Origin of the sequence: Rhodococcus pseudokoreensis, assembly GCF_017068395.1 — a bacterium.
Classification (GTDB): Bacteria; Actinomycetota; Actinomycetes; order Mycobacteriales; family Mycobacteriaceae; genus Rhodococcus_F; species Rhodococcus_F pseudokoreensis.
The window spans coordinates 287,170-312,826 of record NZ_CP070615.1 but is presented as its reverse complement, the minus strand read 5'-3'; the positions used below and the strand labels follow the sequence as shown (position 1 = coordinate 312,826).

Here is a 25,657-nt window from a genome sequence, read left to right as displayed (position 1 = left end):
GTTGAGGCCGAACATGACGCTGATCCAATGCAGAAACGCACCGAAGGCAACGTTGAAGTCGATTCCGGAGGAACCCATTGAAACTCACCTCTCTACCAATTGATTACCCGACCTATTCGCTTTATCGGCCAAAACAGCGAGGGCGTTTCACAATCTGCCCGAATCCAATGAAAAATCGACCCCGATGAAATCGATGAAGGTGCATCCACATCTGAACACATAACCAGGTCAAGGACGGTTCTTAATGCATCTTTCAGCAGATAAACGGGTTGACCGCCCGATCAATTAGGAGTGACGCGAAGTATAAACTCAGTCACCCGGACATCACGAAGATGCCCCATGTAAAAAAACTGCCGAACCGGAAATAGGCATTTGTCCACACTTGCAGGTTTCACGGCACGGGGGACGAACGGTCCGCAATGGGCCCGGTGTTGGAGTATCCGCATCCAGACACGTGGGTGGATGCGGTCCCCGCGGCCGCTGGGCGAAGACCCGCCGGCAGGGTTACTATCTGCGTATGAATGCAGATAGCGGGGCATGTCGGCGGAGGTTGCCGGACGATCAGGTCGACCTGGTGGTCGAGGTGTTCCGGATGCTGGCCGATTCGACGCGGGTGCAGGTGTTGTGGGCGTTGGTGGACCGGGAGTGCTCGGTCAACGACCTCGCCGAGCATGTGGGGAAGCCGGCACCGTCGGTGTCGCAGCATCTGGCGAAGCTGCGGATGGCCCGGCTGGTCCGCACCCGGAGGGAGGGCACTCAGGTGATCTATCGGTTGGAGAACGATCACGTCCGGCAGTTGGTGACCGATGCGGTGTTCAATGCCGAGCATGCCGGCCCAGGTGTTCCCGGTCATCACCGCACCGGCGACGATCTGCGCATCCTGCACCCCGAAACCGATCTCACCGCGCCGCCGGTTCGCGTCGAGGAGAACCCAGCATGAGTCACCTGAAAGGTGCCCCTGCCCATGCCACACACGGCCACGGCCACGGGCATGGGCATGGGCGCGGGCATGGTGGCCGGTTCGGTGCCGCGGTGCGGGAGGTGTTCGCCCCGCACAGTCACGACGCCGCGGACAGTGTCGATGATGCCCTCGAGTCCAGTGCCATCGGTATCCGGGCGGTCAAGATCAGCCTGGTCGTCCTGGGTGTCACCGCGATCGCGCAGTTGGTGATCGTGGCGGTGTCCGGGTCGGTGGCGCTGTTGGCGGACACGGTGCACAACTTCTCCGATGCCCTGACGGCGATCCCGCTGTGGATCGCGTTCGCGCTCGGCCGTCGGGCGGCGACCCGCCGCTACACCTACGGTTTCGGGCGGGCCGAGGACCTGGCCGGGTTGTTCGTCGTCGCGATGATCACCCTGTCCGCAGTGATCGCCGGGGTCGAGGCGGTGCGCCGGCTGATCAACCCCGTCCCGATCGAGCACCTGGGGTGGGTCGCCGCGGCCGGGCTCGTCGGATTTATCGGCAACGAACTCGTCGCCCTCTACCGCATCCGGGTCGGCCGTCAGATCGGCTCTGCGGCGCTGGTCGCCGACGGATTGCACGCCCGCACCGACGGATTCACCTCCCTGGCCGTGCTGTTCGGCGCCGGCGGCGTGGCGCTCGGCTTCCCGCTTGCCGACCCGATCGTCGGACTGGTCATCACCGTGGCGATCCTCGCCGTGCTGCGTACCGCGGTGCGCGATGTGTTCCGCCGGCTGATGGACGGGGTCGACCCCGAACTCGTCGATGCCGCCGAGGGCTCACTGTCCGCCGACCCTGGGGTGCGCAGTGTGCGCAGCGTGCGGATGCGGTGGATCGGGCACCGGCTGCACGCGGACGTCGAGCTCGACATCGACCCCGACACCAGCCTGGCCGACGCCCACCGATTGGCACACGAGGCCGAACACACCCTCACCCACGCCGTCCCGAAACTGTCCACCGCGCTGGTCCACGCCTACCCGGCGCACAGCCCCGTCGCCGCCGGCCGGCACTGACCCGCCACGCCTGGACGTATCGGAAGTGTGTGGCGCGCCGGCGGTGTTACCGCGGCGGCGGATGTGGCCGCTGTACGCGGCGGGTTTCACCACCGCGTTCGGTGCGCACGGGATCGCGGCGAATCTGGGTTCGGCAACCGGGGATCTCGGTGGGTCGTTGCTGTATCTGGGTGTGCTGCTGGCCCTCTACGACGGCGCCGAGGTCGTCCTCAAGCCCGTATTCGGGTCGATCGCGGACCGGGTCGGTGCCCGTCCGGTGTTGATCGGTGGCCTGATCGCGTTCGCTCTCGCGTCCGCGGTGTTCGTGGTGGTCGATGATCCGGGCTGGCTGTGGCTGGCCCGGCTCGGGCAGGGGGCGGGGGCGTCCGCGTTCTCACCCGCGGCCAGCGCCCTGGTCGCCCGAATGAACCCGAAAGCGAAGCAGGGCAGCGCATTCGGCAGCTACGGGTTCTACAAGAGCATCGGCTACACCCTGGGCCCGCTGCTCGGCGGCGCCGTGGTCTGGGCGGGTGGGCTGCCGCTGCTGTTCGCGGTCATGGCGGTCCTCGCAGCGGTGGTCGCGATATGGGCGGGGTGGGCGGTGCCGTCGGTGCCGCCGCTGCCGCGGTCCCGGCAGACGGTGGTGGACCTGGTCCGCCGCCTGTCGGAGGGATCGTTCCTGCGGTCGACCGCCGCGCTGGCCGCGGCGACCGCCGCCCTGTCGGTCGGGGTGGGTTTTCTGCCCGTCTCCGGGGCCGCCGCCGGGCTCTGTCCGGTCGTGACCGGCGCCGCGGTCTCGGTGCTGGCGGCGTGCGCTGCGGTGGTGCAGCCCCGCGTGGGCCGGGCATGGGACGCGGGCAGGCTCTCCGCTGGCACCGGGATCACCGCCGGCCTCCTTCTCGCCGGCGCGGGGCTGGGTTGCGCGATGCTGCCCGGTCTGGCCGGGGTGCTGCTGGCCGCGGTCGGGATCGGGACCGGGACCGGGCTGATCACCCCGCTGGCCTTCGCGGCCCTGGCCACCTCGACACCACCAGAACGGATGGGACAGACGATGGGGGCCGCGGAGATCGGCCGGGAACTCGGCGACGCGGGCGGCCCGTTGCTGGTCGCCTGCGCGGCCGCCGCCGCCACCCTCACCGCCGGGTATGCGGTGCTGGCGGTGCTTGTCGCGGCATCCCCATCGGTGTTGACACGACGCAGCCGCGGCCAGCAACCCGACTCCGCATGCCACTGAGCCTCCTACGATCGCCAGCTCCCACGGTTCGCCCCGCGCGTGCGTGCTGGTGAGATTCGGACATTGTCCGAATCCCACCAGATCGGTTGCGGCACTAGGTACTAGTTGAGCACAGTTTCCGGTGCCACCTCCGATTGGGCGATCGGGGTCCGCATGGTAACCGCGGTGATGCCCGCACCGGCCAGGGCGATGACGGCGGCGCCGAGGAAGGCAGCGGAGAACCCGTTGGTCAGTTCCGGCAGGTCACCGACCTGGTTTGCGCCGAACGCGGCGGCGACGGCGGTCATGGCCGCCAGGCCGAGAGCCGAGCCGACCTGGTAGCTGACGTTGACGATGCCCGACGCCAATCCGCCCTCTTCGGGGCGTGCGGCGGAGATCGCCGTGCCCAGCGAGGGGATGAAGGCGAGCGACATACCGGCCGCTGCCACGAGGGAGGCGGGCAGCACGTCGACCCAGAAGTTGCCGGTGGGCCGGACCAGGGCCATCCACCCGAGCCCTGCCGCGAGCACGCTCAAACCGGTCACGATCATCGGTTTCGCCCCGAACCGTCCCATCGCCCGCGGGGCGATGACGATCATGCCGAGCATGATCAGCGTGGTCATCGGCAGTAGTGCTGCGCCGGCGGGGAATGCGCTGTAGCCGAGTACCTGCTGCAGGTACAGGTTCAGGAAGAACCACATCGGGATCCACGCCGCGCCGAGCAGTAGTTGGGCGATGTTCGCTGCGGCGAGGTTGGGGGCGGTGAAGATCCCCAAACGCATCAGGGGTTCGCGGCGGCGGGACTGGATGAGTACGAATGCGCCCAGCAACACCGCGGAAACGGCGAGGTATCCCCAGGTTTGACCCGCATCCCAGCCGACCTCCGGGGCCCGGACGATGGAGTAGACGGCGAGCGCCAGTCCGGCGGTGACGGTCAGGGCGCCGAGGAGGTCGATCGAACCGGATCGGGCAGGCGCGTTGGGCATCAGCAGGGGTGTCACAGCGAGGGCGATGACGGCGATGGGGATGTTGATGTAGAACACCCATGGCCAGCTGAGGTATTCGGTGATCACCCCGCCCAGGAACACTCCGGCGGTGCCGCCGGCGGGTGCGGCGGCGCCGTAGACGGCGAGGGCTTTGGTCAGTTCCTGCTGGGTGGAGCCGAACAGCATCATCAGCAGGGTCAGCGCGGAGGGGGCGATCAGTGCGGCGCCGGCGCCCTGGACGGCGCGTCCGGCCAGTTCGGTGCCGACGTTCCCGGCGGCGCCGGCGGTGATCGATCCGACGAGCAGAATCAGCCAGCCGGTGGCGAAGATGCGTCTGGCGCCCCACAGGTCGGACAGGCGGCCGCCGAGCAGGAGTAGTCCGCCGAAGGCGATGACGTAGGCGTTGAACACCCAGGTCAGGTTCTCCTGGGAGAAGCCGAGGTCGGTCTGCATTTTCGGTAATGCGATGCCGATGATGGAGGTGTCCATGATGACCATGAATTGGGCAGCGGCGATCAGCGCCAGCGCCCACCACTTGCGTGTCGATGATGTCGGGGTAGACATGACTATCCGTCCTTACGGGTGGGGGGTATCTAACGTGATGTGAACGAGGCCGAGCGCAGTGGCGCGGCTACCCACAACATCGATTCCCCCACCCTCGGATCGTCGCAAACCCTCCAGTGTCCCCATATCTTTCGAGTCGAAACTCACCTTCTGTGCACATCGTCGCCCCTCCTAGATGCTGGTCGTTTCCACTATGAATATCGAATACCGTAGGGGGGTATAGTAGAGAACGCAAGAGGTAACTTTGACGTCGCCGAAATTGTTCCGTTCACAAAGCCTGACTGCGGCGCGACAACCCGCCCCACGGACGGCCCTTCGAGCTCCTGCCGATTTCCATCAGGCGGCATATCGGCGATCCGTACCCACCCGGCGTTTCCATCGGAGTGAGCGCTGCGGACCGCTCCCCTGCCCAGGCTTGCGGTGTAGGCCGCACCGAAGCCACCCCTCCCCGAGACGGGTGCGCCAAGGAACTCAGACCCGCGAACCTCGCCAGGACGGGCGCGTCACGGGAATCGATCGGATCGGCCGAAACCTGCCCGACGCCACGGACTGACCTCGCCCTCCCCCGATCGCGCTGCGCCACACCCAGCGCCTCCGCGGCGTCGAGGACACCACCGGGGGGTATGACCCGGAGTGACGCAGGTAAGGGCACTCCGCTGTTGCATACGGTAGGGGGGTATGGTAAATCTGTAGATGCGCGACGACCTCGATCGCATTCCGAACCGAAGGAAGAAGGACATCGATGAGCACCACCACCGTCACCGTCACCGGAATGACCTGCGGCCACTGTGTCTCCTCGGTCCGCGGCGAGATCGGCAACCTCCCCGGCGTCACCGCCGTGGATGTCGACCTCGCGAGCGGGCGGGTCGATATCGACTCCGAAACCCCGATCGAGCAGGCGGCCCTCGCCCAGGCCGTCGACGAGGCCGGATACCAGCTCGCCGGCTGACTGGCCTACACACGACCCGGACAGGAGATTCCCCACGATGAACGCAACGAGCAAGTTCGCCGGATTCACCGTCGGCCTGGCCGCGGTCTTCGCACTCGCCCTCGGGGCCGGGGCCGCCTTCGGACCCGAGGGCACCACACCGGCCGACACCCATGACACCTCAACTCACGACGCCGGACCCGGTTCCACCGCGGGCGCACCGGTCGCCGATCCACCGGGAGGACTGATGGTCACCGACAGCGGATACACCCTGGCACTGGACACCGCGCAGGTTCCGGCGGGTGCGGACGTGCCACTACGGTTCCGCATCCTCGATGCCGACGGCGCGCCCGTCACCCGCTACGTCGACAGCCACGACAAGCAACTGCACCTGATCGCGGTGCGCCGCGACATGGCCGGATTCCAGCACGTGCACCCGGTACTCGATGCCGCCGGAACCTGGAGCGTTCCACTCGATCTGACCCGGGCCGGGGAGTACCGGGTGTTCGCCGACTTCACTCCCGACGGTGGTGACGGCCTGACCCTGGGTGCCGATCTGCACGTCGCCGGTGTCTATGATCCGCAGCCGCTGCCGCCGGTGGCCGCGACCACCACGGTCGACGGGTACACCGTCACGCTCGACGGCGCCCTCACCCCCGGTCAGGCGTCGAAGGTGACGCTGTCGGTGAGCCGCGGCGGGCAGCCCGTCACCGATCTGCAGCCCTACCTCGGGGCGTACGGGCACCTGGTGGCGTTGCGGGCCGCCGACCTGGGGTACCTGCACGTGCACCCGGACGGGCACCCCGGTGACGGGGTCACCGCCCCCGGTCCGGGCATCGACTTTTTTGTCACCACCCCCAGTGCCGGGGACTACCGCCTGTTCCTGGATTTCCAGCACGATGGAGTGGTGCGGACCGCCGAATTCACCCTGACCGCCGGGCAGAGCTCCGGCGCCGCGGCGCCCGCCGCCCCGCAGCCGATCCCGGCCGGGCACGGACACTGACCGCGAGAACCGGAGAGGAGGACACGATGAATCCCGTCACCCAACACCCGACCGCCGACGGCCAGGTCGAACTCGAAATTGGTGGCATGACCTGCGCCTCCTGCGCGAACCGGATCGAGAAGAAACTCAACAAACTCGACGGCGTCACCGCCACGGTGAACTACGCCACCGAAAAGGCACGCGTCAACTACGTCGGTGAGGTGTCCACCGGCGATCTCGTGGCCACCGTCGAGCAGGCCGGCTACACCGCCAAGGTCCCCACCCCGGCCGCCGCGTCCACCGGCACCGAGGATGCCGGCCCGACCGGTGAGCCGGATCCGACCGCCTCGCTGCGCCAGCGTCTGCTGGTGTCGTTGGTGCTCAGTGTGCCGGTGATCGCGATGGCCATGGTTCCGGCGCTGCAGTTCCCGAACTGGCAGTGGCTCTCACTGACCCTCGCCGCACCGGTGGTGGTGTGGGGGGCGTGGCCGTTCCACAAGGCCGCCTTCACCAACCTGCGGCACGGCACCTCCACGATGGACACCCTCATCTCGATGGGCACCCTCGCCGCCCTCGGCTGGTCGCTGTACGCCCTGTTCTGGGGTACCGCCGGAATGGCGGGCATGACCCATCCGTTCGAGCTGACCATCTCCCGCAGCGACGGCGCCGGCAACATCTACCTCGAGGCCGCCGCCGGGGTCACCACCTTCATCCTCGCCGGCCGCTTCTTCGAGGCCCGCTCCAAGCGGCGCGCCGGTGCCGCCCTGCGAGCGCTGCTCGAACTCGGCGCCAAAGAGGTGTCGGTCCTGCGAGACGGTGTCGAGCAGCGCATCCCCACCGATCAACTGGCCGTCGGTGACGAGTTCGTGGTCCGCCCCGGGGAGAAGATCGCCACCGACGGTGTGGTCACCGAGGGCTCCTCCGCGGTCGATGCGTCGATGCTGACCGGGGAATCGGTGCCCGTCGAGGTCGGACCCGACGACCTGGTCGTCGGCGCCACCGTCAACGTCGGCGGCCGGATCGTGGTCCGCGCCAGCCGGATCGGGTCGGACACCCAGCTCGCGCAGATGGCGAAACTCGTCGAAGACGCGCAGACCGGGAAGGCTCAGGCCCAACGGTTGGCCGACAAGATTTCCGGCGTCTTCGTCCCCATTGTGATCGCCCTGGCCGTGGCGACCCTCGGGTTCTGGATCGGCACCGGCGGCGGCATTGCGGCCGCGTTCACCGCCGCCGTCGCGGTGCTGATCATCGCCTGCCCCTGCGCCCTCGGCCTGGCCACCCCGACCGCACTGATGGTCGGCACCGGCCGCGGCGCCCAGCTCGGCATCTTGATCAAGGGGCCCGAGGTCCTCGAATCGACCCGCCGGGTCGACACCGTGGTGCTCGACAAGACCGGCACCGTCACCACCGGCAAGATGACCCTGCTCGATGTGGTCACCGCCGACGGGGAAGACACCGGGCAGGTGCTGCGCCTGGCCGGGGCGCTCGAGGATTCCTCCGAGCATCCCATCGCCCAGGCCATCGCCAAGGGCGCCCGGGACAAGGTCGGATCCCTGCCTGCGGTGGAGCAGTTCGCCAACGTCGAAGGCCTCGGGGTGCAGGGCATGGTCGACGACCACGCGGTGGTCGTCGGACGGGCCCGCCTGCTCGCCGACTGGGCGCAACACCTGACCGCCGAACTCGAAAACGCCATGAGCGCAGCCGAATCCGACGGCAAGACCGCCGTCGTGGTCGGCTGGGACGGGCGGGCCCGCGCCGTGCTCGTCGTCGCCGACGCGGTCAAGGCCACCTCGGCCGAGGCGATCACACAGCTGCGCGAGCTCGGCCTGACCCCGATCATGCTCACCGGCGACAACGCCGCCGCCGCCCGGGCGATCGCCGACCAGGTCGGCATCGACGAGGTGATCGCCGAGGTGCTGCCCGCGGACAAGGTGGACGTCGTCAAACGGCTCCAGGATCAGGGCAAGGTCGTCGCGATGGTCGGCGACGGTGTCAACGACGCAGCCGCCCTGGCCCAGGCCGATCTCGGGTTGGCGATGGGCACCGGCACCGACGTCGCGATCGAGGCCAGCGATCTGACCCTGGTCCGCGGTGACCTGCGCGCCGCCGCGGACGCGATCCGGTTGGCCCGCAAGACGCTGGGCACCATCAAGGGCAACCTGTTCTGGGCCTTCGCCTACAACGTGGCCGCCCTCCCCCTGGCCGCCGCCGGGCTGCTCAATCCGATGCTCGCCGGAGCGGCTATGGCGTTCTCGTCGGTGTTCGTGGTCAGCAACAGCCTGCGGCTGCGCCGGTTCCGGTCCCTCACCGGATAACCGCGGCAGAAAAGGCACCCAGGAGGTGGGGTGGGCAGGGCGTGCAGGCGCCGCCCACCCCACACCCTTTTACCCTATGCAGTCCCGGAAGGAGAGGACCATGTCCTCGATGGCAACGACCTTGATGCGGATCACCCGGCACCCCGCGACCCGGGCGGCGGTGAAGTGCGCGGTGCTGTGTGCCGCGGCGGCGGTCGGCCGCCGTCTCGACGGCCCGCTTCCCAGCGGGGATACCCCCGGCGGGCATAATCGGGGGTGCTCGGCATGACACTCGGATTCCAGGAGGACACCATGGCCACCCCCACCCCCGCGGCCACCCAGGCACCCGCCGAGACCGACGGCCATGACCACGCCGCGCACGGCTACATCACCGAAAAGGACGCCTACCTCAAGCGCCTCAAGCGGATCGAAGGCCAGGCCCGCGGACTGCAGCGGATGGTCGAGGAAGACAAGTACTGCATCGACATCCTCACCCAGGTCTCCGCGATGACCAAGGCCTTGCAGGCCGTCGCCATGGGACTGCTCGAAGACCACATCAGTCACTGCGTGGTCGACGCCGCGGTCGCCGGCGGCCCAGAGGCGGAGGCGAAGATCAAAGAGGCCACCGACGCGATCGCCCGCCTCGTCCGCTCCTGAGGCGAGCCGAGATCACCCGGTGTAGTCCAGCCGGGTCACCATGCCCGGTTTCTGATGATATCCGTTGTGGCAGTGAACCATCCAGTTGACCGGGGCCTCCGCGATCAGCCTCACCGCAAGAGAGCGTATCGGCCGGACGATGACAGTGTCCGTGCCGGTGCATGGGATGCCCATCATGGTCAAGTTCGTACAAAGTCAGGCGGGCCCATCGACCTTCACGGATCGCCAATTGGGCGGTGTGATCGTAGGGGCGATCGTTGATGGTCCACCAGGCATAGCCCATTGTTCCGAGTTCGGCCTCCAAGATGACCTCCGGTGACGCCCCGTTCATGTACACCCATGACCACCCACTAACCCTCTGCTGGGGATCCCGAACGTGCATGCTGGGCGTGGGCCGTGGGGCGTGGCGGCCGCATGTGGGCGGAGGTCGAGGTCGCGCACCATATCACCGTCGCGAAGCTCTGAGACCCGACGAAGGCCCCCTCCGAAGGGGAGGGGGCCGTTCGTGGGTGGTGGGCGTGCAGGGCTGGAAACCGCTTGGTGGGGCTGCCCGGGGGTCCTCACGCCCCGGAGACCCTTCCTACACGACCCTCTCCCTCGCTACTGCCTCGGCTACATACGCCTGGCCTGCGCCTCTAACAGGCTGTTCACGCGCCGAGAAGGCTCGCGAGATGGCGTGGGTGACGGATGTGCAGTTCTAGCCGAGTATCGCGTCACATGGGCGGCATAGTCATCGGCATGTTCATCATCGGCGGCATTATGCCCATCATGCGCATACACATCATCATCATGTCCATCATGGTCATTCCCATTCTTCTCACCTCCTTCTCGGATCCGGTGGCGGTGTCGTGGCTGCCACGGGAAGGCTCTAGACGTTCGGTGGGTCTCGTCGAGGGATCAGTGCAGGGCCGATGACTGGTCACCGCCTCAACTGTCGTAGTCGAGGCGGGTCATCATTCCTGCTTCCTGGTGGTAGGCGTTGTGGCAGTGCAGCATCCAGTCGCCGGGATTGTCGGCGACCAGGTCCACGGCGATCGAACGCATCGGGAGAACGATGGCGGTGTCCTTGCGGGGGCCGGGGGTCCCGTCGGGTTTGACGATCTGGAAGGTGTGCCCGTGCAGGTGCATCGGATGCCACATCATGGTCATGTTCGTGAAGGTCAGGCGGGCGTGCTGCCCTTGCCGGATCGTCAATGGCTGGGTCTGGTCGTACGGGCGGCCGTTGATGGTCCAGTGGTAGCTCATCATGCCCCCGCCGAGATCCACCGCGAGGTTCACCTCTGGGCGTCCCTTGGGCAGAAGGACGGTGTCGGCGGCGGCGAAGGTGTCCACGGTGCCGACCCGGCCGCCGAGTTCGCGGGGCGCGAATGCCGGGTCGGGTGCGGATCCGGCGCCGGTACGCAGCAAGGCCCGGGCGTGAGCAATCTTGCCTTCGGCCGCCGCGACAAGGGGGAAGACGCCGTCCCCGGCGGTGACGATCACGTCGTAGCGTTCGCCCATGCCGAGCAGGAGGGCGTCGACGTCGACCGGGGTGATCGGGTAGCCGTCGGTGTGGGTGACGGTCATGGTGTGCCCGGCGAGGGCGATGCGGAAGGCGGTGTCGGCTCCGGCGTTGATGATGCGGATCCGCACACGCTGACCGGGTGTGGCCGTGAACGTCGACGGTGCGGTCGGGAGCCGCCCGTTGACCAGGTAGTACGGGTAGGTGATGTCGCCGGCGTCGCCGCCCAGGAGGCTGCTGGTGCCCACCCCGTTCGACGTCGCACTCGAGGTGGGGGCGCCGCTCTGATCCGAGCCGCCGCCCATTCCCCCCATCCCGGGCATGTTCCCCATGCCACCCATGCCGCCTGGTCCGCCCATCGACCCCATCCCGCCCGACTGCAGGTTCGAGAAGATCTGCCGGGGGCCGGGGCCGATTCCGTCGGTCCAGTCGTCGAGGACGACGATCCACTCGGCGTCGTAATTTCCGGGTCCGCCGGGGTCGTCGACGATGACGGGCAGATACAGCCCGTAGTCGGTGTCGAGCCCGACATGCGGGTGCGCCCAGTAGGTACCCGCATGCGGCACCGAGAAACGGTAGGTGAAGCTTCGACCCGGTCCGATGTCGGGGCTGGCGGGGCTGGCCCCGTCCATGTCGTTTCGCAGCGCAATGCCGTGCCAGTGCACGGAGGTGTCGTGGACGAGGCCGTTGGTGAGGGCGACAGCTATCTCGTCGCCGACGTTGGCCCGAATCATCTTCCCGGGAACGGTGTTGCCGTAGGCGAAGGTGCGCACTTGTATCCCGCCGAGGTCGATGTCGGTGGTCTGCGCGGCCAGGGCGGCGTCGACGGTGCGGCCGGTGTGGGGGCGGGCTGCCTCGGCGGCCGAGACGGCGTTCGCATCGACCGGATGGGGTCCGGAAAACGGTGATTCGCGGGTACAGGCAGACACTGCGAGGCCGCCCAGTCCTGCGGCAGCGGCGAAGAAGGTGCGCCGACTCAGTCCGGCACCGTACTCAGGCACGTCCGCCCCCATCCTTACAAGCCCTGCAGCGTGCGCGAGGATGTTACTGGCTGCCCGCCAACCTGCCATCGACACGGCGGATCGCTCACGTGTCACTGCCGGGCGCGCAATTCGTCCCTGCGGAGGCGGTATTCTTCGGCGTCGATCTCACCTCGAGCGAATCGTTCGTCGAGAATTTCCCGGGCCCGAGCGTCGGGGTCGAAGGGCGCGGTGCGGTCCGTTCGCATGCTGCGGAACATTGCCAACACCCCGGCAACAACCAACCCCCAGAACGCGACCATCACCACGGCCATCAGTACCCAGCCGCCCCAGCCCATTTCGTACCCCATTCCGTCGTTCCACCACATCATGGCTGTTCACCTTTCGCTGCTCTCCATCGTGGTGACGGATCGCGGTGAATCGATGAGGGTTCTGTGTAGTTTCCCTGAAGATATGGCCAGTTCAGGATGACCCGCACCAGACCGGGAGGACACCGGCGACGATGGAGACCATGAACCACGCGCCACACCTCCCGCCTGACAGCGCCGCCGGATATCGGGCCTTGGTGGTCGACGACGAGCGCCCGCTGACCGCGGTCGTCGCCAGCTACCTCGAACGGGAGAACTTCGAGGTCGCCGTCGCCTACAACGGCGTCGATGCGCTCGCTCGCGCCCGGGAAATCGACCCCGACGTCGTGGTCCTGGACCTCGGGTTGCCGGGCATGGACGGAATCGAGGTGTGCCGAGCACTGCGGACGTTCTCCGACGCCTACGTGGTGATGTTGACCGCCCGCAACGCCGAAATGGACACCATCATCGGCTTGTCCGTCGGCGCCGACGACTACGTCACCAAACCGTTCAGCCCACGGGAGTTGGTGGCTCGCATCCGGGCCATGTTGCGCCGGCCCCGGAAGGCACCTGCATACGAGACGCCGCCCACCGGGCCGGGCGGGAGTGAGGCACCCCCGCGGGTATTCGGGGCGATGAGGATCGACGTCGCGGGCCGGGAGGTCCATCTCTGCGATCGCCCGGTGGTATTGACCCGCACAGAGTTCGACGTGTTGGCGGCGTTGTCGTCCCGGCCGGGTATGGCATTTAGCCGGCGCCAGTTGATCGAGGCCGTGTGGGGAGAATCCTGGGTCGGTAACGAGCACCTCGTGGATGTGCATGTCGGCCACCTGCGCCGCAAATTGGGAGACGACCCCGCCGCTCCCCGGTACGTCACCACCGTCCGCGGCATCGGGTATCGGATGGGGACCGGGCAATGACCTCGCGTCAGGTTCGCCCGGGCACCGTTGGCCTCGGTCCGGTGCGCAGCCGTGGCCCCGGCCTCGGCGTGCGGCTGCTGCTGGCGCAATCGCTGGTGCTGGTTGCGGGCGCTGCAACGTGTTGGGTGGTCGCGGTGTTCGCTGGCCCCCCGCTGTTCCGCGAGCACCTGCACCGTGCCGGGGTGCCGGCCTCGTCCGACGAGCAGTTCCACGCCGAGCAGGCGTACCGCTCCGCCACCGCCATTTCCCTGGCGGTCGCCCTCGGGGTGGCCTCCCTGGCCGCGTTAGTGGTGACCTGGTATTTCAGTCGGCGCCTGGAACGGTCGGTGACCGAGGTGTCGTCCGCGGCGACCGCGGTGGCCGACGGGCGCTACGACATTCGGGTCACTCCCCCGCACCTGGGGGACGATTTCGACGCCCTCGCCGAGGCGTTCAACCGGATGGCCGCCGGGCTCGAATCGGTCGAGACCACCCGCCGCCAACTTCTCGCTGACCTCGCCCACGAGATCCGCACCCCGGTGTCGGTGCTCGAGGCGTACATGGAGGCACTCGAGGACGGGGTCGAGACCTTGGATGCCGACACGATCACGATGCTGCGCGACCAGACCCGCAGACTGGTCCGTTTCTCGGACGACGTCCGCAGCCTCTCCCATGCGGAAGAGAGCCGGACCTCGATCGAACCCACCTGGGTGGACCCCGCCGCGCTGATCTCCACCACCCTGACCGCCGCGGCCGACCGCTACGCAGCGAAGCAGGTGACACTGACCTCTCATGTTCCCGCGCACCTTCCCGGGCTGTGGGCCGACCCGGAGCGGCTCGGGCAGGTGCTGGGCAACCTGCTCGACAACGCCTTGCGCCACACCCCCCGGGGCGGGCGGGTGGAGGTGACCGCGGAACAGCGACACGAGCTGCTGGTGATCGAGGTGACCGACACCGGCGACGGAATCGCCGCCGAACACCTCCCGCACCTGTTCGAACGGTTCTACCGAGTCGACGCGGCACGCGACCGCGAACACGGAGGAGCCGGGATCGGACTGGCGATCGCCAAGGCCCTCGTCGAGGCGCACGGCGGCCACATCACCGCCCGCAGCGACGGCCCCGGAACCGGCAGTACCTTCACCATCACCTTCCCCCCGGATCGGCGATGAGGAAGTACTCGGTGACCGCGATCGCCCGGCACCGGCTCCCGCAAGCCCGCAGCGCCGTCGGGTCGGTTGACCGGCCGTGACAGCCACGTCGATGCCCGGCGACGGGCGATCTTGTGATGATCACCGCGGCGCATCCTCCCCGGGTCGAGGCGGTGACCCGGGTCCGTCCTCGTTCTCACCGTCGCGAACCCTCGCTGATGCCGCGGGGAGGGCGCGCCGAGGGCGGATCAGGTGGGCGGGTCGGACAGCGAGTATCCGGCCTCCTCGACGGCATGACGTACCTGCTCCAGCGGCAGCGGCCGGCTGCTGGTGACCCTCACCCGAGAGTCCCCGCCGGGGACCAGGTCGATGTCGACGTTCGTCACTGCATCGAGACGGTCGAGTTCCTCGGTGACCGCCTTCACGCAATGCGCGCAGGTCATGCCGGACACGTGGTAGCCGGTGGTGGTGCTCACTGTGTTCTCCTCGGACGAGGTTTATCGGCGGGTGTTCGAATCCCCGAAGCCGGGTGTCACAGCGAGGCCAGGATGTTCTGCATCGTGGCGATCTCCTGCTGTTGGGTGTCGGCGATGGTGCGTGCCATCGCGACGGCTTCTGGATACTGACCGGAGTCGATTTCGGTCTGCGCCATGGCGATCGCGCCCTGGTGATGGGCGATCATCTGCGTGAGGAAAAGCCGGCTGGCGTCCACGCCCTGAGCATTCTGCAGTGCGGTCATGTCCTCGGCGGACATCATTCCGCTGACTCCCATCCCGCTATCGCCTGGCATCTCCATGCCCGACATCGGCATACTCTGACCCGGAGTCATCATCCCGGACGTGGCCATCGGCATACTCTGACCCGGAGTCATCATCCCGGACGTGGCCATCGGCATACTCTGACCCGGAGTCATCATCCCGGACGTGGCCATCGGCATGCTGGACTGTCCCCACTCGGTCAACCAGCCCTGCAGCCGCTCGATCTCCGGGCCCTGCGCTGCCTTGATCTGGTTGGCCAGATCGATCACCCGCGGGTCGATGCCGTCCTTGGCGAGCACGACATCGCTCATCTCGATCGCCTGCGCGTGATGCGGAATCATCTGCTGCGCGAACGTCACGTCCGCCTGGTTGTGGGTATCGGCGGCCGCTGTGGTGGCGGTGACGCTCGCCGAGCTGCTGGTCTGCGTGGCCTGATCGTTGCTGGAGTTGCTACAGGCGGTCAACGCGACCAGAGCAGCAACCGCGGCTGCGCCGGCGGCGAGGGACTTCTTCTTCATGACAGGGAAATTCCTTTCTCACAGTGCGCACACGTGCTGATCACGCAAGACGTCGGGCAGTTGTGCAGTGGGGGCCAAGCGATCACGCCCGCACCCGCCGGAGATCGCGCGAGGCTGTCGACCTCCATGACCTTGGCGGCTTGACAGAATCCAAGCACCTGGGCGCGCGCCCGCTTCCGGCTCGGCGGGCTGTCCGGGCCCCCATTCGGCGCCATGCCCTTCGATGACAGATTTGCAGTCAGGACCGCACGAGACGTGCGATGGCGTTGGATGCCTCGGCGATCTTCACGTCGGCCTCGACGCGATCGCCGGCCGCGGCGGCATTGACCACGCAGTGGCTGATGTGCTCCTCGAGCAGGCCCAGCGCCACGGCCTGGAGGGCCTTGGTCATCGCGGAGATCTGGGTGAGGATGTCGATGCAATACTTCTCTTCGTCGACCATCCGTTGAAGGCCGCGGGCCTGCCCTTCGATGCGCCGCAGGCGCGCGAGGTAGGCGCCCTTGGACTGGATGTGGCGATGGCTGGCCTCGGGGGGTTCGGTGCTCACTGCCGACTCCTCTCGCCAGGCCGCGTTCTCCACCTCTCAATATACCCTCCTCCGGTATAATCGGTGATTGCGGACGCAAGGGACGCAGGGGACGATTCAGCGGCCGAGCCGGTGGTGGATCGAGCACGATTCCTGACCAACCCGGTGTGTCGACAGAGGCGGTGACAGTTGGATCCGCACGTCGCGGGCACACAATCCCGATCGGTGTTCGTCGGCACTGCGACACATCCACTCCTCGTCTCTTATCCCACCTCGATCAACCCGACGGCGCCCTGCGCCCGTCTCTCGTTCAAGACTGTCAGTTCATTGCCGGTTCAGGCCGAGGATTTCTGTGAAGATTTGCTGAAGAAGCTTTACTCCATGGGTGGTGGCGCGACGACGCGCAAATACGAGCGGCTGGGAACGGGCCGTCACGTCGTTAGGCGCGAGGATTGGCACCTCAACTCGGACAATTGACCCGAATGATGTTCGGCGACAACCTTATCGGACTGGCGGCAGATCACTGCGACGGGCAGACTCGTGCGGCCGACGTCATGTCGGTGGCCGTTTCAGTATCAGAGTTGCCGTGGCACGGAGATTCGGGGCCAGTGAACGGGACCGCGGCAGCATCACCCGGTCATCCCTGTCGCCGACGACCCCCCGGTAATCGCCAGTAATCACCGGAATCGGCGGTTCAAGTCTTCCTCGGTGATCAAACGATAGATGACGTACAGCGAGAACCACGTGATGAGCAAGGCAGCGAAAACCAACAAAACCTCGTAGAAGAGGACCACGATCCCATCCTAGAACGTGGCCGCGGGCGACGAAATCGGCTGGCGCGTGCCTCCCGGATTGAAGTGCAGATGACCAGACCTCCCAGGCCGGGGCGGGCCAATCCTGCCCAATTCGGTAGTGGTTTCGTCGTCTTCACCAACACTCGATGACCCACACTGGTGAGGTGGTGCGCGAACGAGTCCGGTTGGGCGGTGCGTTCGGACGCGCAAGCTCGCCGCGCTGTCCTCGTCGACGCAGTTACTGTGTCACTATGACAGCAGCGGCACGTGCCGTCCCTGCGGACAGCTCGGCTACCGGCTGTGGCGGCGTTGTCTCGCGGTGCGACCGGTCTCGGCTGGCACCCCGGCGGTCGAGGTTGTGATGCGCACGGGTGACAACGACGCCACCGCGCGGCGAATCCCGGGGCAGCCAGCCGAGGCGGCCATCGACCAAGCACAGAGCGGCGGATCCTGGTGTGGAGGGGCGCAGCCGACCCCGCCGGGAGGCTGGAATCTGGTCTATGACCGGTTCGACCTCGCCCAAGAAGCAACCCGGGAGGCGCTGTGCACGCTGGGGAACGGGTATTGGGCCACCCGCGGCGCGGTACCCGGCAGCACCGCCGACGCAGTCCACTACCCGGGCACATACCTGGCCGGAATCTACAATCGGCTCACCACCGCCCTCGATGGGCACACCGTTGAGACCGAACATTTGGTCAATGCCCCGGACTGGACTTTCCTGACCGCCCGCGTCGGAGACGGTCCGGTTCTGTGTCCGGGATCGCCGGAGATGCTCAGCTACCGCCAGGATCTTGATCTGCGTACCGGTGTGCTGACTCGCACCCACCGGTACCGTGACGCTGCGGGCCGCACGACCCGGGTCACCTCCCGGCAGTTCCAGTCTCTGACCGAAACGCATCTGGCCGCACTGGAGCTCATCCTCGAAGCCGAAGACTGGTTCGGTGAGATGACCGTCGAGTCCGCCGTGAACGGAGCGGTGGCAAACCGCAACGTGGCAGCGGACCGTGCGCTGGCCCACGAGCATCTGGTCCCGGTCCGCTCCGTGGAACTGGACGGTGAAGCGGTGCTGTACGAGGCGGTGACCAACCAGTCCCGGATCAGCATCGCGACTGCGGCACGGACCCGTGTGGGCGCCGCAGACACGGTCGTCGACCGCCGGCTGATCGCCGAGCAAGCCCGCGCAGGGCACACCATTACGCTCAGCCTCGGGCGCGGCATCCCGGTGACGCTGGAAAAGATTGTCGCCGTGGCGACTTCCCGGGATCGCGCCGCCTCCACGGCCGCCCTGGACGCCGGCAACCGGATCGGCCGGGCACCCGGATTCGGGGAGCTGCTCGGCGCCCAGGAAAACGCCTGGGCCGCACTGTGGGAGCGGTTCGGGATAGACCTTGAGACGGGTGTGCGGCAGTCGCTGGCGCTAAATCTGCACATCTTTCACGTGCTGCAAACCGTCGCGGCAGCTGACACGGACCTCGATGCGGGCCTGCCCGCGCGGGGACTGCACGGTGAGGGCTACCGCGGCCACATCTTCTGGGATGAACTCTTCGTCTATCCCATGTTGACCTTGCGCCGGCCCGAACTGACGCGCTCCTTCCTGCTCTACCGGTACCGGCGCCTGGACGCGGCCCGCGCGGCCGCACGCGACGATGGCCTGAATGGTGCAATGTTTCCCTGGCAGTCCGGCAGCGACGGCCGGGAGGAAACCCCCGCCGAGCTCTTCAACGTCCGCAACGGGGTGTGGATGGCGGATAACTCCCGCAGGCAGCGGCACGTCGGGTTGGCCGTGGCCTACAGCGTGTGGCAGTACTATCAGGCCACGGCCGACACCGGGTTCCTCACCGAGTACGGGGCCGAAATCCTCGTGGAGGTCGCCCGACTTTTCACCAGCCTGGCCGTTCGCAATCCCGCGGATGACCACTTCGACATCAGCGGTGTGATGGGACCGGACGAGTACCACGACGGGTACCCGGACGCACCGGGTCAGGGTCTGCGCAACAACGCCTACACCAACGTGCTGGCCGCCTGGGTGCTCGCCCGGGCCGAGGACGCGGTGGACCTGCTGGCCTGTCGCGACTGCGACCCGCTCTGGCGCCGGTTGCACCTGAAGCCCGAGGAGCCCGCACACTGGGACCGCATCAGCAGGCGGCTGCGCGTACCCTTCCACGACGGTGTCATCAGCCAGTTCGAGGGCTACGAGGCGCTGGAGGAATTCGACTGGGACGCCTACCGGGCGCGCTACGGCAATATCGGCCGGCTGGATCTGATCCTGCAGGCCGAAGGCGACACCACCAACAGGTACCGGCTCTCCAAACAGGCCGATGTCCTGATGCTTTTCTACCTGTTCTCCGCCGACGAGCTCCGCACCGTGTTCGAACGCCTCGGGTACACGCTGCCGCCGGAACTCATCCCCCGTACGGTCCAGTACTATCTCGCGCGCACCAGCCACGGCTCGACCTTGAGCAGACTGACCCACGGCTGGGTGCTGGCCCGGACCGACCGGCCCCGGTCGTGGTCGCTGTTCGAGCAGGCTCTGGAGGCGGATCTGGCCGACACCCAGGGCGGGACCACTCATGAAGGTGTCCACCTCGGAGCCATGGCTGGAACCGCCGATATGGTGATCCGTTGTTACGGCGGGGTGGAAACCCGGCAGGACGCCCTCTGGCTGCATCCGGTCTTGCCCGCCGAACTGACCGAGGCGACGTTCCGGTTCAGTTATCGGGGACAACCGATCAGCATCGGCCTGACCCAGGACCGGGCGCGGTTGCGACTGTATCCCTGCTCGGCCGGACCAGTCCGGCTCTGCGTCGAAGGAATCGAGAAGACGCTGACCCCCGGCGAGGTCTGGGAAGTAGACCTGCCGTCGGCGGCGGCCGCCCACGCACTGCCCGAACCTGGCGCCGACCCTACCGCTCCGATGTTGCGGGACTAACTGAGCCGACCCATGCGTCGCCGGCTACCTCCCCCGCCCTGGCCGTCACCACGGTGGTCCGGGAGCGTCGGGATCCTTTGCGGATGCCCGGTCGTGTCCGGAGCCGGACGGATGGATCGGCTCGGCGAGCAGGGTGAGCAGCATATCGATCACCATGGCGGTCATCGAGCCGAGGCCAGTCAGCTCCGGACTCGGCGGGTCTGGTACACCGTCTCGGTCATGACCTGGATGGGTGAGCTGTCGCAGCGGCACGTCATGGACCGAGGTGACTTCGGCGAGGTTGACCGGTCGGGTGTACTCCGGGCGAGCGGACCAACCGAGCACGGGGGTGACCAAGAACCTGGTCTCTGGCTCGGCGAGTGCGGGCAGCACGCCAAGGATCTGCACGCTGCCCGGGTCCAGTCCGATCTCCTCGCCGGCTTCCCGCAAGGCGGTAGCCACCGGGCCGTCATCCTGCGGGTCCCGGACGCCGCCGGGAAACACGCGCCGGCCAGGGTAGTCCCGCAGGTCCGGAGCACGCGTGGTGAGCAGTATCTGCGGGCCAGTAGGTCCATCGGTGAGCAGCACGAGCACCGCAGCGGGCCGGAGCGTGATCGGCTTCGGCGGCGGTGGCTCGTACTGCCGGTAGCGGCGGATTGCTGCCGCAAGCCGGGCGGCCCACTCCGGGAGGGTCTGCGAGGATGACGGTTGGTCACCGGGCGGGTCACCGGGCGAGTCCTGGCTGTCGGCGCTGGTCCAGCCGATCAGCCCGGACCGCACGTTGAGCGTCGCGATACCGGGAGCGGTGTCCGGCGAGGCGACCACCCGGGTCTGCTGCCCCAGACCGGGGTGACCGAACAGGGCGCGGGCCGAGCGGTGCGGGGCGGGGTCGCCGCTTCGGGCCCAGTCGGCGGGGTTGTTCGCCAGGGCGATGATGGCCTGTCCCGAGCCGACCAGGTGCGCGACCTGACCGGTGAAGGGCGCCAGGCTCTCGCTCATCGCCGGCACCAGCACCAGGTTGGCTCCGGTCTCGGCGAGGGTGTGCACCGCCTCCGGATTGAGCAGGTCCCGGCAGATTGCGATCACGAGATGCCATCCGTCGGCGGTGACGTACACGCGCAATTCCGGCCAACCCTGCGGCTGAATGTCCTCCAGGATCGGCTGCTCGGCGGGCGAATGTTTGTCGTGTGTCAACGGCTGGTCGTGCCCGCGGACCCAGGCGATGGCGGTATTGCGCCGCCGAGGCGGCGAACCATCGACGTGATGGTAGCTGCCGGCGACCAGGAGCCGGGGGCCGTCCTCGCGGCGGACCCAGTCCTGCAGGTGTCGGGCCAGCGACTCGGTGACGCACAGTTCGGGCAGCACGATGATGGAGGCACCAGCGGCGGCGGCCCGGCCGATGAGCTGATCGAGGTGGCGGCGCTGCCGATCGAGGTCTGTCGGCTGCACCGGGAAGGTCGGCTGCGTCGAGTCGCGGGGCAGAGTGAATTCGGTCAGGGCTCGGTTGGGGTGGCAGGTGGCAACGATCGTGTCGGCGGTGACCAGACCGGGCAGGGCGTCGAAGAGGCTGTAGTCGAACACGATCCGAAACTGTGTCACCCACCCTCCGGCCAGCCGGACCCGGCGAGTCTCATCCAGCCGGTTCGCCAGCCGCCAGGGTGGCGAGGTGGGCCGCATGTCCATCACTGCGCGGATGTCGGGGCCGCCCAGAGGAACTGGATCACCCACCCCGGGCTGGTAAGGGCTGCGTCTGCGGAACGACTCGGTGACGCACTGCCGATAGTGGTCGTCGAGGAACTGCGCGAGCGCGTGAGCGATCACCACCGGTGCCGCCCCGTCGACCGGTCGCAGCGCTTCGGCCAGGGCTTGGCGAACCGGCGCGTCCAAGGTCGCGGCAGCCGGGCCGGACCCGACTACCGTACGGAGCGGGGCGAGCACGTTCGCGACCGTCGCCCGGATGCCCGGGGAGCCCGCCTGCGCCCACAGCACACGATGCTCATCACGACACAGGTGCAGCAGGTGGGTCAACGTCACCAGCGGATCCGGCTCGTGGTGGACCGCCTCACGCAGAGCCGCCAGCCGCTCGGCGGGGGAATGCAGTTGAGCCACGCACGGCGCGCACGGCTCACCACCCGGGTCGAATCCATTTCCGATCCCTGCCGGTCCGGATCCGGCTGCGCGGGATCGGTCGCGGCGAGTCATGCCGATACCCGGAGCATGTGGACTACGACCACGCGCGGCGTGGTCACCGCGTCCGGTCGCGGACTGGCGAGCGTTGGCGAAGCCTGTTCCACAGTCGCCCTTTCTGATCAGAGGTGGCCGAGTCCCAGTTTGATGCAACAGGAAACATCTGCGGGCGACCGCGGACACGGCCGGCACGTGTACGCGGCCGGCAAAGTTCGACAGTCGGGATGCTATCGATGGTGCGACATGCCACCGAGATGTGCGCCGTGATCTGCGGAGGCAGTACTGCACCTGTCGCCATGGAGCGAGCAGATCGTGGTCTGTCACTCGTCGATATGCCTGCGGGCGAGCGAACCAGCCGCTGTTCTCCGATGACCTGTTGCCGGCGGGTGCCCGACGTGACTTCTACCTGGCTGCAGGCGTTTCCCGTCCCGGTCGGACGATCAGTACCGGGCAGGTGGCGTGGTGGACGATCTGGGTGGACACCGACCCGAGAAGCAGTCCGGTGAACCCTCCCCGGCCGCGGGAGCCGACGACAAGCAGGTCCGCATCCTGGGCGGCCTCTAGCAGAACGGAGGCGGGAAGCCCCTGGAGGACCTCGCCGCTGATGTGGACGCCCTCGGTGGGAACACCTTTCAATGCTTCGCTCTGGGTCTGGTGTGCGACGCGCTCGAACGATTGGTGCTCCCAGATCAGTCCGTCCATGCCGGTCGCCGCGGTCGGATACTGCCACCCGGTCACCACTCGTACCTGGCCGTGGCGCAGACGGGCTTCGGTCACCGCCCATTCGAGGGCGGTCAGCGACTGGGTCGACCCATCCACGCCGACCACGACTTGAAATATGTCGTTGCTGCTCACCCGCTGCGCCTTTCTCTCGGTTCTAGGCATCGCGTCCTCGAGCATGGTGATTGCCTGCGAGCCGTCATCTCAGTGCGCGTTCGAGCGGGTTCTTCGTCACCTGAACGAACAGGGCGTTCGGCTCTCTCTCGTCCACCCCCATGGTATCGACGTGTTTCCGCCACGGTCGGTCCTTTCCGTCGCCTCTCACTGCTCGGCGGTGGAGACCGGTCCGGGGCCACCGCCGGCAGGCGGTGCGGCCGGGGCCCATTGCCAGTGGGTGATCTCGGGCATGTCCTCCCCGTGGGTGCGGATGTACTGGCGATGTTCGATCAGCTTGTTCTTCAGGTGCTCACGCGGGTGCGCCGAGATGCGGTGGAGACGGGGGACGCGGTCGATGACGTCCATCGCCAGATCGAAGCGGTCGATCTGGTTGAGCACGCACATGTCGAACGGTGTCGTCGTGGTCCCCTCCTCCTTGTAGCCGCGCACATGGAAGTTGTGATGGTTGGTGCGGCGGTAGGTCAGTCGGTGGATCAACCACGGATACCCGTGGTAGGCGAAGATCACCGGCCTGTCCACGGTGAACAGCGCGTCGAAGTCCGCCTCCATCAGCCCGTGCGGGTGCTCCCGATGGTCCTGCAGCCGCATCAGATCGACCACATTGACCACCCGGATCCTCAGGTCGGGGAACCACTCCAGCAGGATCTGGACGGCGGCGAGCGTCTCCATCGTGGGCACGTCCCCGGCGCACCCGAGCACCACATCCGGTTCCACACCGCTGTCGGTGCTGGCCCAGTCCCAGATCCCGATTCCTTTGGTGCAGTGGGTAATCGCCGCGGCCATGTCGAGGTACTGCAGCTGCGGCTGTTTCCCGGCGACGATGACGTTGACGTATTGCCGGCTGCGCAGGCAGTGGTCGGCCACCGACAGCAGTGTGTTGGCGTCCGGCGGGAGATATACCCGGATCACGTCGGCCTTCTTGTTCACCACGTGATCGATGAATCCGGGATCCTGGTGTGAGAACCCGTTGTGGTCCTGGCGCCACACGTGCGAGGTGAGCAGGTAGTTCAGCGAGGGGATGGGCCGGCGCCACACGATGCCGTTGGTGGTGCGCAGCCACTTGGTGTGCTGGTTGAACATCGAGTCGACGATGTGGATGAACGCCTCGTAGCAGGAGAACACGCCATGCCTGCCGGTGAGTAGATACCCTTCGAGCCATCCCTGGCAGGTGTGCTCGGACAGGATCTCCATCACACGTCCGTCGGGGGCGAGGTGATCGTCATCGGGTTGGGTGCGTGCGTTCCAGGTGCGGTCGGTGACCTCGAGCACGGCACCGAGCCGATTCGAATTGGTCTCGTCCGGTGCGAACATCCGGAAGGTGGACATGTTCTCACGCATCACATCCCGCAGGAAGGTGCCCAGTATCCGGGTGGACTCGACATTGCCGGTGCCCGGCACTTCGACCGGCACCGCGTAGTTCCGGAAGTCGGGCATCGTGAGGTCGCGGATCAGTGGCCCGCCGTTGGCATGCGGGTTGGCGCTCATGCGTCGAGTGCCGAGCGGGTGCAGGTCCCGGATGTGGGCTGCGGGGGCGCCGGAGGTGTCGAACAGTTCCTCGGGCCGGTAGCTGCGTAGCCACTGCTCGAGGATCTTGCGGTGGCCGTCGTCGCGGGCGTTGGTGAACGGGACCTGGTGTGCGCGCCAGGAGCCCTCGACCTCGAGTCCGTCGACTTCCTTCGGGCCGGTCCAACCCTTGGGGGAGCGGAGCACGATCATTGGCCAGCGGGGGCGTTCGGTGTGGCCGTCGCGTCGGGCGCGCCGCTGGATCTCGGCGATCTCGTCGAGGCTGCGGTCCAGCGCCGCGGCGAATGCCTGGTGCATGTACTCGGGTTCGGTGCCTTCCACGAGGATCGGTGTGTGACCAAATCCGCGGAGCAGTTCGTCGAGTTCTTCGCGGTCGATCCGGTCGAGCACGGTGGGATTGGCGATCTTGTACCCGTTCAGATGCAGGATCGGCAGTACCGCGCCGTCACGTCGCGGATCGACGAACTTGGTGGAATGCCAGCTGGCGGCGAGCGGACCGGTCTCCGCCTCGCCGTCCCCGACCACCGCGGCGACGATCAGGTCCGGATTGTCGAACGCCGCCCCGTAGGCGTGGGACAGGGAGTATCCGAGCTCGCCGCCCTCGTGAATCGATCCCGGCGTCTCCGGTGCGACGTGGCTGGGAATGCCGCCGGGGAAGGAGAACTGGGTGAACAGCCTTTTCATCCCGTCCTCGTCCTGTGTGATGTCGGGGTAGACCTCGCTGTAGGTGCCCTCGAGCCACGCGGCGGCCACCGGTCCCGGGCCGCCATGACCGGGTCCCATCACGTACATCATGTTCAGATCGCGTGCGGTTATCGCCCGGTTGAGGTGGGCGTAGATGAAGTTCAGTCCCGGCGTGGTGCCCCAGTGGCCGAGTAGTCGGGGCTTGACGTGTTCAGGACGGAGCGGTTCGTGGAGAAGGGGATTGCCCATCAGGTAGATCTGGCCCACCGACAGGTAGTTCGCCGCCCGCCACCACCCGTCGAGGCCGGCCAGTTCCTGGTCGGACAATGAGCCTGTCGGCGCTTCTGATTCGGGTACGGCGTTCATGGCGCTCCTCGTCGTCGACGAATAATTCGTTCGAGCGGTCACC

Annotated in this window: 23 protein-coding genes; 13 read left to right on the top strand and 10 right to left on the bottom strand. The window is 67.4% G+C overall.

The annotated features are described in order from the left end of the window. Positions 1–517: 517 nt before the first annotated feature. The 3 genes from JWS13_RS03715 to JWS13_RS03705 all read left to right on the top strand — a co-directional run bounded on the left by JWS13_RS03715 (position 518) and on the right by JWS13_RS03705 (position 3,187). Positions 518–940: an ArsR/SmtB family transcription factor gene (locus JWS13_RS03715; protein WP_206004524.1), complete on the top strand. Its 423-nt coding sequence runs from the start codon at positions 518–520 to the stop codon at positions 938–940. Beyond that, complete coding sequence (locus tag JWS13_RS03710) at positions 937–1,974, top strand: cation diffusion facilitator family transporter (protein ID WP_206004523.1); 1,038 nt, start codon at positions 937–939, stop codon at positions 1,972–1,974. The genes JWS13_RS03715 and JWS13_RS03710 overlap by 4 nt, the downstream gene beginning before the upstream one ends. A gap of 61 nt (positions 1,975–2,035) precedes the next feature. After that, positions 2,036–3,187: an MFS transporter gene (locus JWS13_RS03705; RefSeq protein ID WP_206004522.1), complete on the top strand. Its 1,152-nt coding sequence runs from the start codon at positions 2,036–2,038 to the stop codon at positions 3,185–3,187. A gap of 101 nt (positions 3,188–3,288) precedes the next feature. Here the strand turns inward: JWS13_RS03705 and JWS13_RS03700 are convergent, their stop codons facing one another. Next, complete coding sequence (locus JWS13_RS03700; RefSeq protein WP_206004521.1) at positions 3,289–4,716, bottom strand: MFS transporter; 1,428 nt, start codon at positions 4,714–4,716, stop codon at positions 3,289–3,291. 742 nt (positions 4,717–5,458) lie between these two features. Between JWS13_RS03700 and JWS13_RS03695 the strand changes: the two genes are divergently transcribed. The 5 genes from JWS13_RS03695 to JWS13_RS03675 all read left to right on the top strand — a co-directional run bounded on the left by JWS13_RS03695 (position 5,459) and on the right by JWS13_RS03675 (position 9,577). Continuing rightward, positions 5,459–5,665 carry a heavy-metal-associated domain-containing protein gene (locus JWS13_RS03695; RefSeq protein WP_206004520.1) on the top strand — a complete coding sequence of 69 codons (207 nt, stop codon included), beginning with the start codon at positions 5,459–5,461 and terminating at the stop codon, positions 5,663–5,665. Positions 5,666–5,702: 37 nt separating this feature from the next. Beyond that, the gene (locus tag JWS13_RS03690) at positions 5,703–6,647 is read left to right on the top strand and encodes a hypothetical protein (RefSeq protein WP_206004519.1); all 945 of its coding nucleotides are present in this window, start codon (positions 5,703–5,705) and stop codon (positions 6,645–6,647) included. 26 nt (positions 6,648–6,673) lie between these two features. Further along, on the top strand, positions 6,674–8,941 hold the full coding sequence (locus JWS13_RS03685; protein ID WP_206004518.1) for a heavy metal translocating P-type ATPase: 2,268 nt from the start codon (positions 6,674–6,676) through the stop codon (positions 8,939–8,941). 100 nt (positions 8,942–9,041) lie between these two features. Further along, positions 9,042–9,209 (top strand): hypothetical protein, encoded by a 168-nt coding sequence (locus JWS13_RS03680; protein WP_206004517.1) that lies wholly within the window; start codon positions 9,042–9,044, stop codon positions 9,207–9,209. Between the two features lie 23 nt (positions 9,210–9,232). Then, entirely contained in the window at positions 9,233–9,577 is a 345-nt protein-coding gene (locus JWS13_RS03675) for a metal-sensitive transcriptional regulator (RefSeq protein WP_012686863.1), read from the top strand. A gap of 12 nt (positions 9,578–9,589) precedes the next feature. Here JWS13_RS03675 and JWS13_RS46360 read toward each other — a convergent pair whose 3' ends face one another. Continuing rightward, the gene (locus JWS13_RS46360; RefSeq protein WP_241032067.1) at positions 9,590–9,751 is read right to left on the bottom strand and encodes a multicopper oxidase domain-containing protein; all 162 of its coding nucleotides are present in this window, start codon (positions 9,749–9,751) and stop codon (positions 9,590–9,592) included. A 543-nt stretch (positions 9,752–10,294) separates the two neighbouring features. Between JWS13_RS46360 and JWS13_RS03665 the strand changes: the two genes are divergently transcribed. Further along, positions 10,295–10,492, top strand: a complete 198-nt coding sequence (locus JWS13_RS03665; RefSeq protein ID WP_206004516.1) for a hypothetical protein — start codon at positions 10,295–10,297, stop codon at positions 10,490–10,492. Between the two features lie 12 nt (positions 10,493–10,504). Here JWS13_RS03665 and JWS13_RS03660 read toward each other — a convergent pair whose 3' ends face one another. Continuing rightward, positions 10,505–12,091, bottom strand: a complete 1,587-nt coding sequence (locus tag JWS13_RS03660; protein WP_206004515.1) for a multicopper oxidase family protein — start codon at positions 12,089–12,091, stop codon at positions 10,505–10,507. A gap of 80 nt (positions 12,092–12,171) precedes the next feature. Next, entirely contained in the window at positions 12,172–12,429 is a 258-nt protein-coding gene (locus JWS13_RS03655; RefSeq protein WP_206004514.1) for an SHOCT domain-containing protein, read from the bottom strand. A 131-nt stretch (positions 12,430–12,560) separates the two neighbouring features. Between JWS13_RS03655 and JWS13_RS03650 the strand changes: the two genes are divergently transcribed. After that, positions 12,561–13,325, top strand: coding sequence for a response regulator transcription factor (locus JWS13_RS03650; protein WP_206004513.1), 765 nt, complete (start codon positions 12,561–12,563; stop codon positions 13,323–13,325). Further along, positions 13,322–14,473, top strand: coding sequence for a sensor histidine kinase (locus JWS13_RS03645; RefSeq protein WP_206004512.1), 1,152 nt, complete (start codon positions 13,322–13,324; stop codon positions 14,471–14,473). Before JWS13_RS03650 ends, JWS13_RS03645 begins: the two co-directional genes overlap by 4 nt. A gap of 227 nt (positions 14,474–14,700) precedes the next feature. Here JWS13_RS03645 and JWS13_RS03640 read toward each other — a convergent pair whose 3' ends face one another. From JWS13_RS03640 to JWS13_RS03630, 3 genes are all read right to left on the bottom strand, one after another. Beyond that, a complete protein-coding gene (locus tag JWS13_RS03640) occupies positions 14,701–14,928 on the bottom strand; it encodes a heavy-metal-associated domain-containing protein (protein ID WP_206004511.1) in 228 nt (75 codons plus the stop codon). Positions 14,929–14,984: 56 nt separating this feature from the next. Continuing rightward, positions 14,985–15,728 carry a DUF305 domain-containing protein gene (locus tag JWS13_RS03635; RefSeq protein WP_206004510.1) on the bottom strand — a complete coding sequence of 248 codons (744 nt, stop codon included), beginning with the start codon at positions 15,726–15,728 and terminating at the stop codon, positions 14,985–14,987. 238 nt (positions 15,729–15,966) lie between these two features. After that, positions 15,967–16,275, bottom strand: a complete 309-nt coding sequence (locus tag JWS13_RS03630; RefSeq protein WP_029538696.1) for a metal-sensitive transcriptional regulator — start codon at positions 16,273–16,275, stop codon at positions 15,967–15,969. A gap of 204 nt (positions 16,276–16,479) precedes the next feature. On the opposite strand from JWS13_RS03630, the gene JWS13_RS03625 reads away from it, so the two are divergent. Then, a complete protein-coding gene (locus tag JWS13_RS03625; protein WP_206004509.1) occupies positions 16,480–16,731 on the top strand; it encodes a hypothetical protein in 252 nt (83 codons plus the stop codon). 678 nt (positions 16,732–17,409) lie between these two features. Then, the gene (locus JWS13_RS03620) at positions 17,410–19,977 is read left to right on the top strand and encodes a glycoside hydrolase family 65 protein (protein WP_206004508.1); all 2,568 of its coding nucleotides are present in this window, start codon (positions 17,410–17,412) and stop codon (positions 19,975–19,977) included. Positions 19,978–20,022: 45 nt separating this feature from the next. Here the strand turns inward: JWS13_RS03620 and JWS13_RS03615 are convergent, their stop codons facing one another. The 3 genes from JWS13_RS03615 to JWS13_RS03605 form a co-directional block, all read right to left on the bottom strand. Then, the gene (locus JWS13_RS03615) at positions 20,023–22,065 is read right to left on the bottom strand and encodes an NUDIX domain-containing protein (protein WP_241032055.1); all 2,043 of its coding nucleotides are present in this window, start codon (positions 22,063–22,065) and stop codon (positions 20,023–20,025) included. 480 nt (positions 22,066–22,545) lie between these two features. Further along, a complete protein-coding gene (locus JWS13_RS03610; protein ID WP_206004506.1) occupies positions 22,546–22,998 on the bottom strand; it encodes a universal stress protein in 453 nt (150 codons plus the stop codon). Between the two features lie 186 nt (positions 22,999–23,184). Then, the gene (locus JWS13_RS03605) at positions 23,185–25,614 is read right to left on the bottom strand and encodes a phosphoketolase family protein (protein WP_206004505.1); all 2,430 of its coding nucleotides are present in this window, start codon (positions 25,612–25,614) and stop codon (positions 23,185–23,187) included. Positions 25,615–25,657 lie beyond the last annotated feature (43 nt).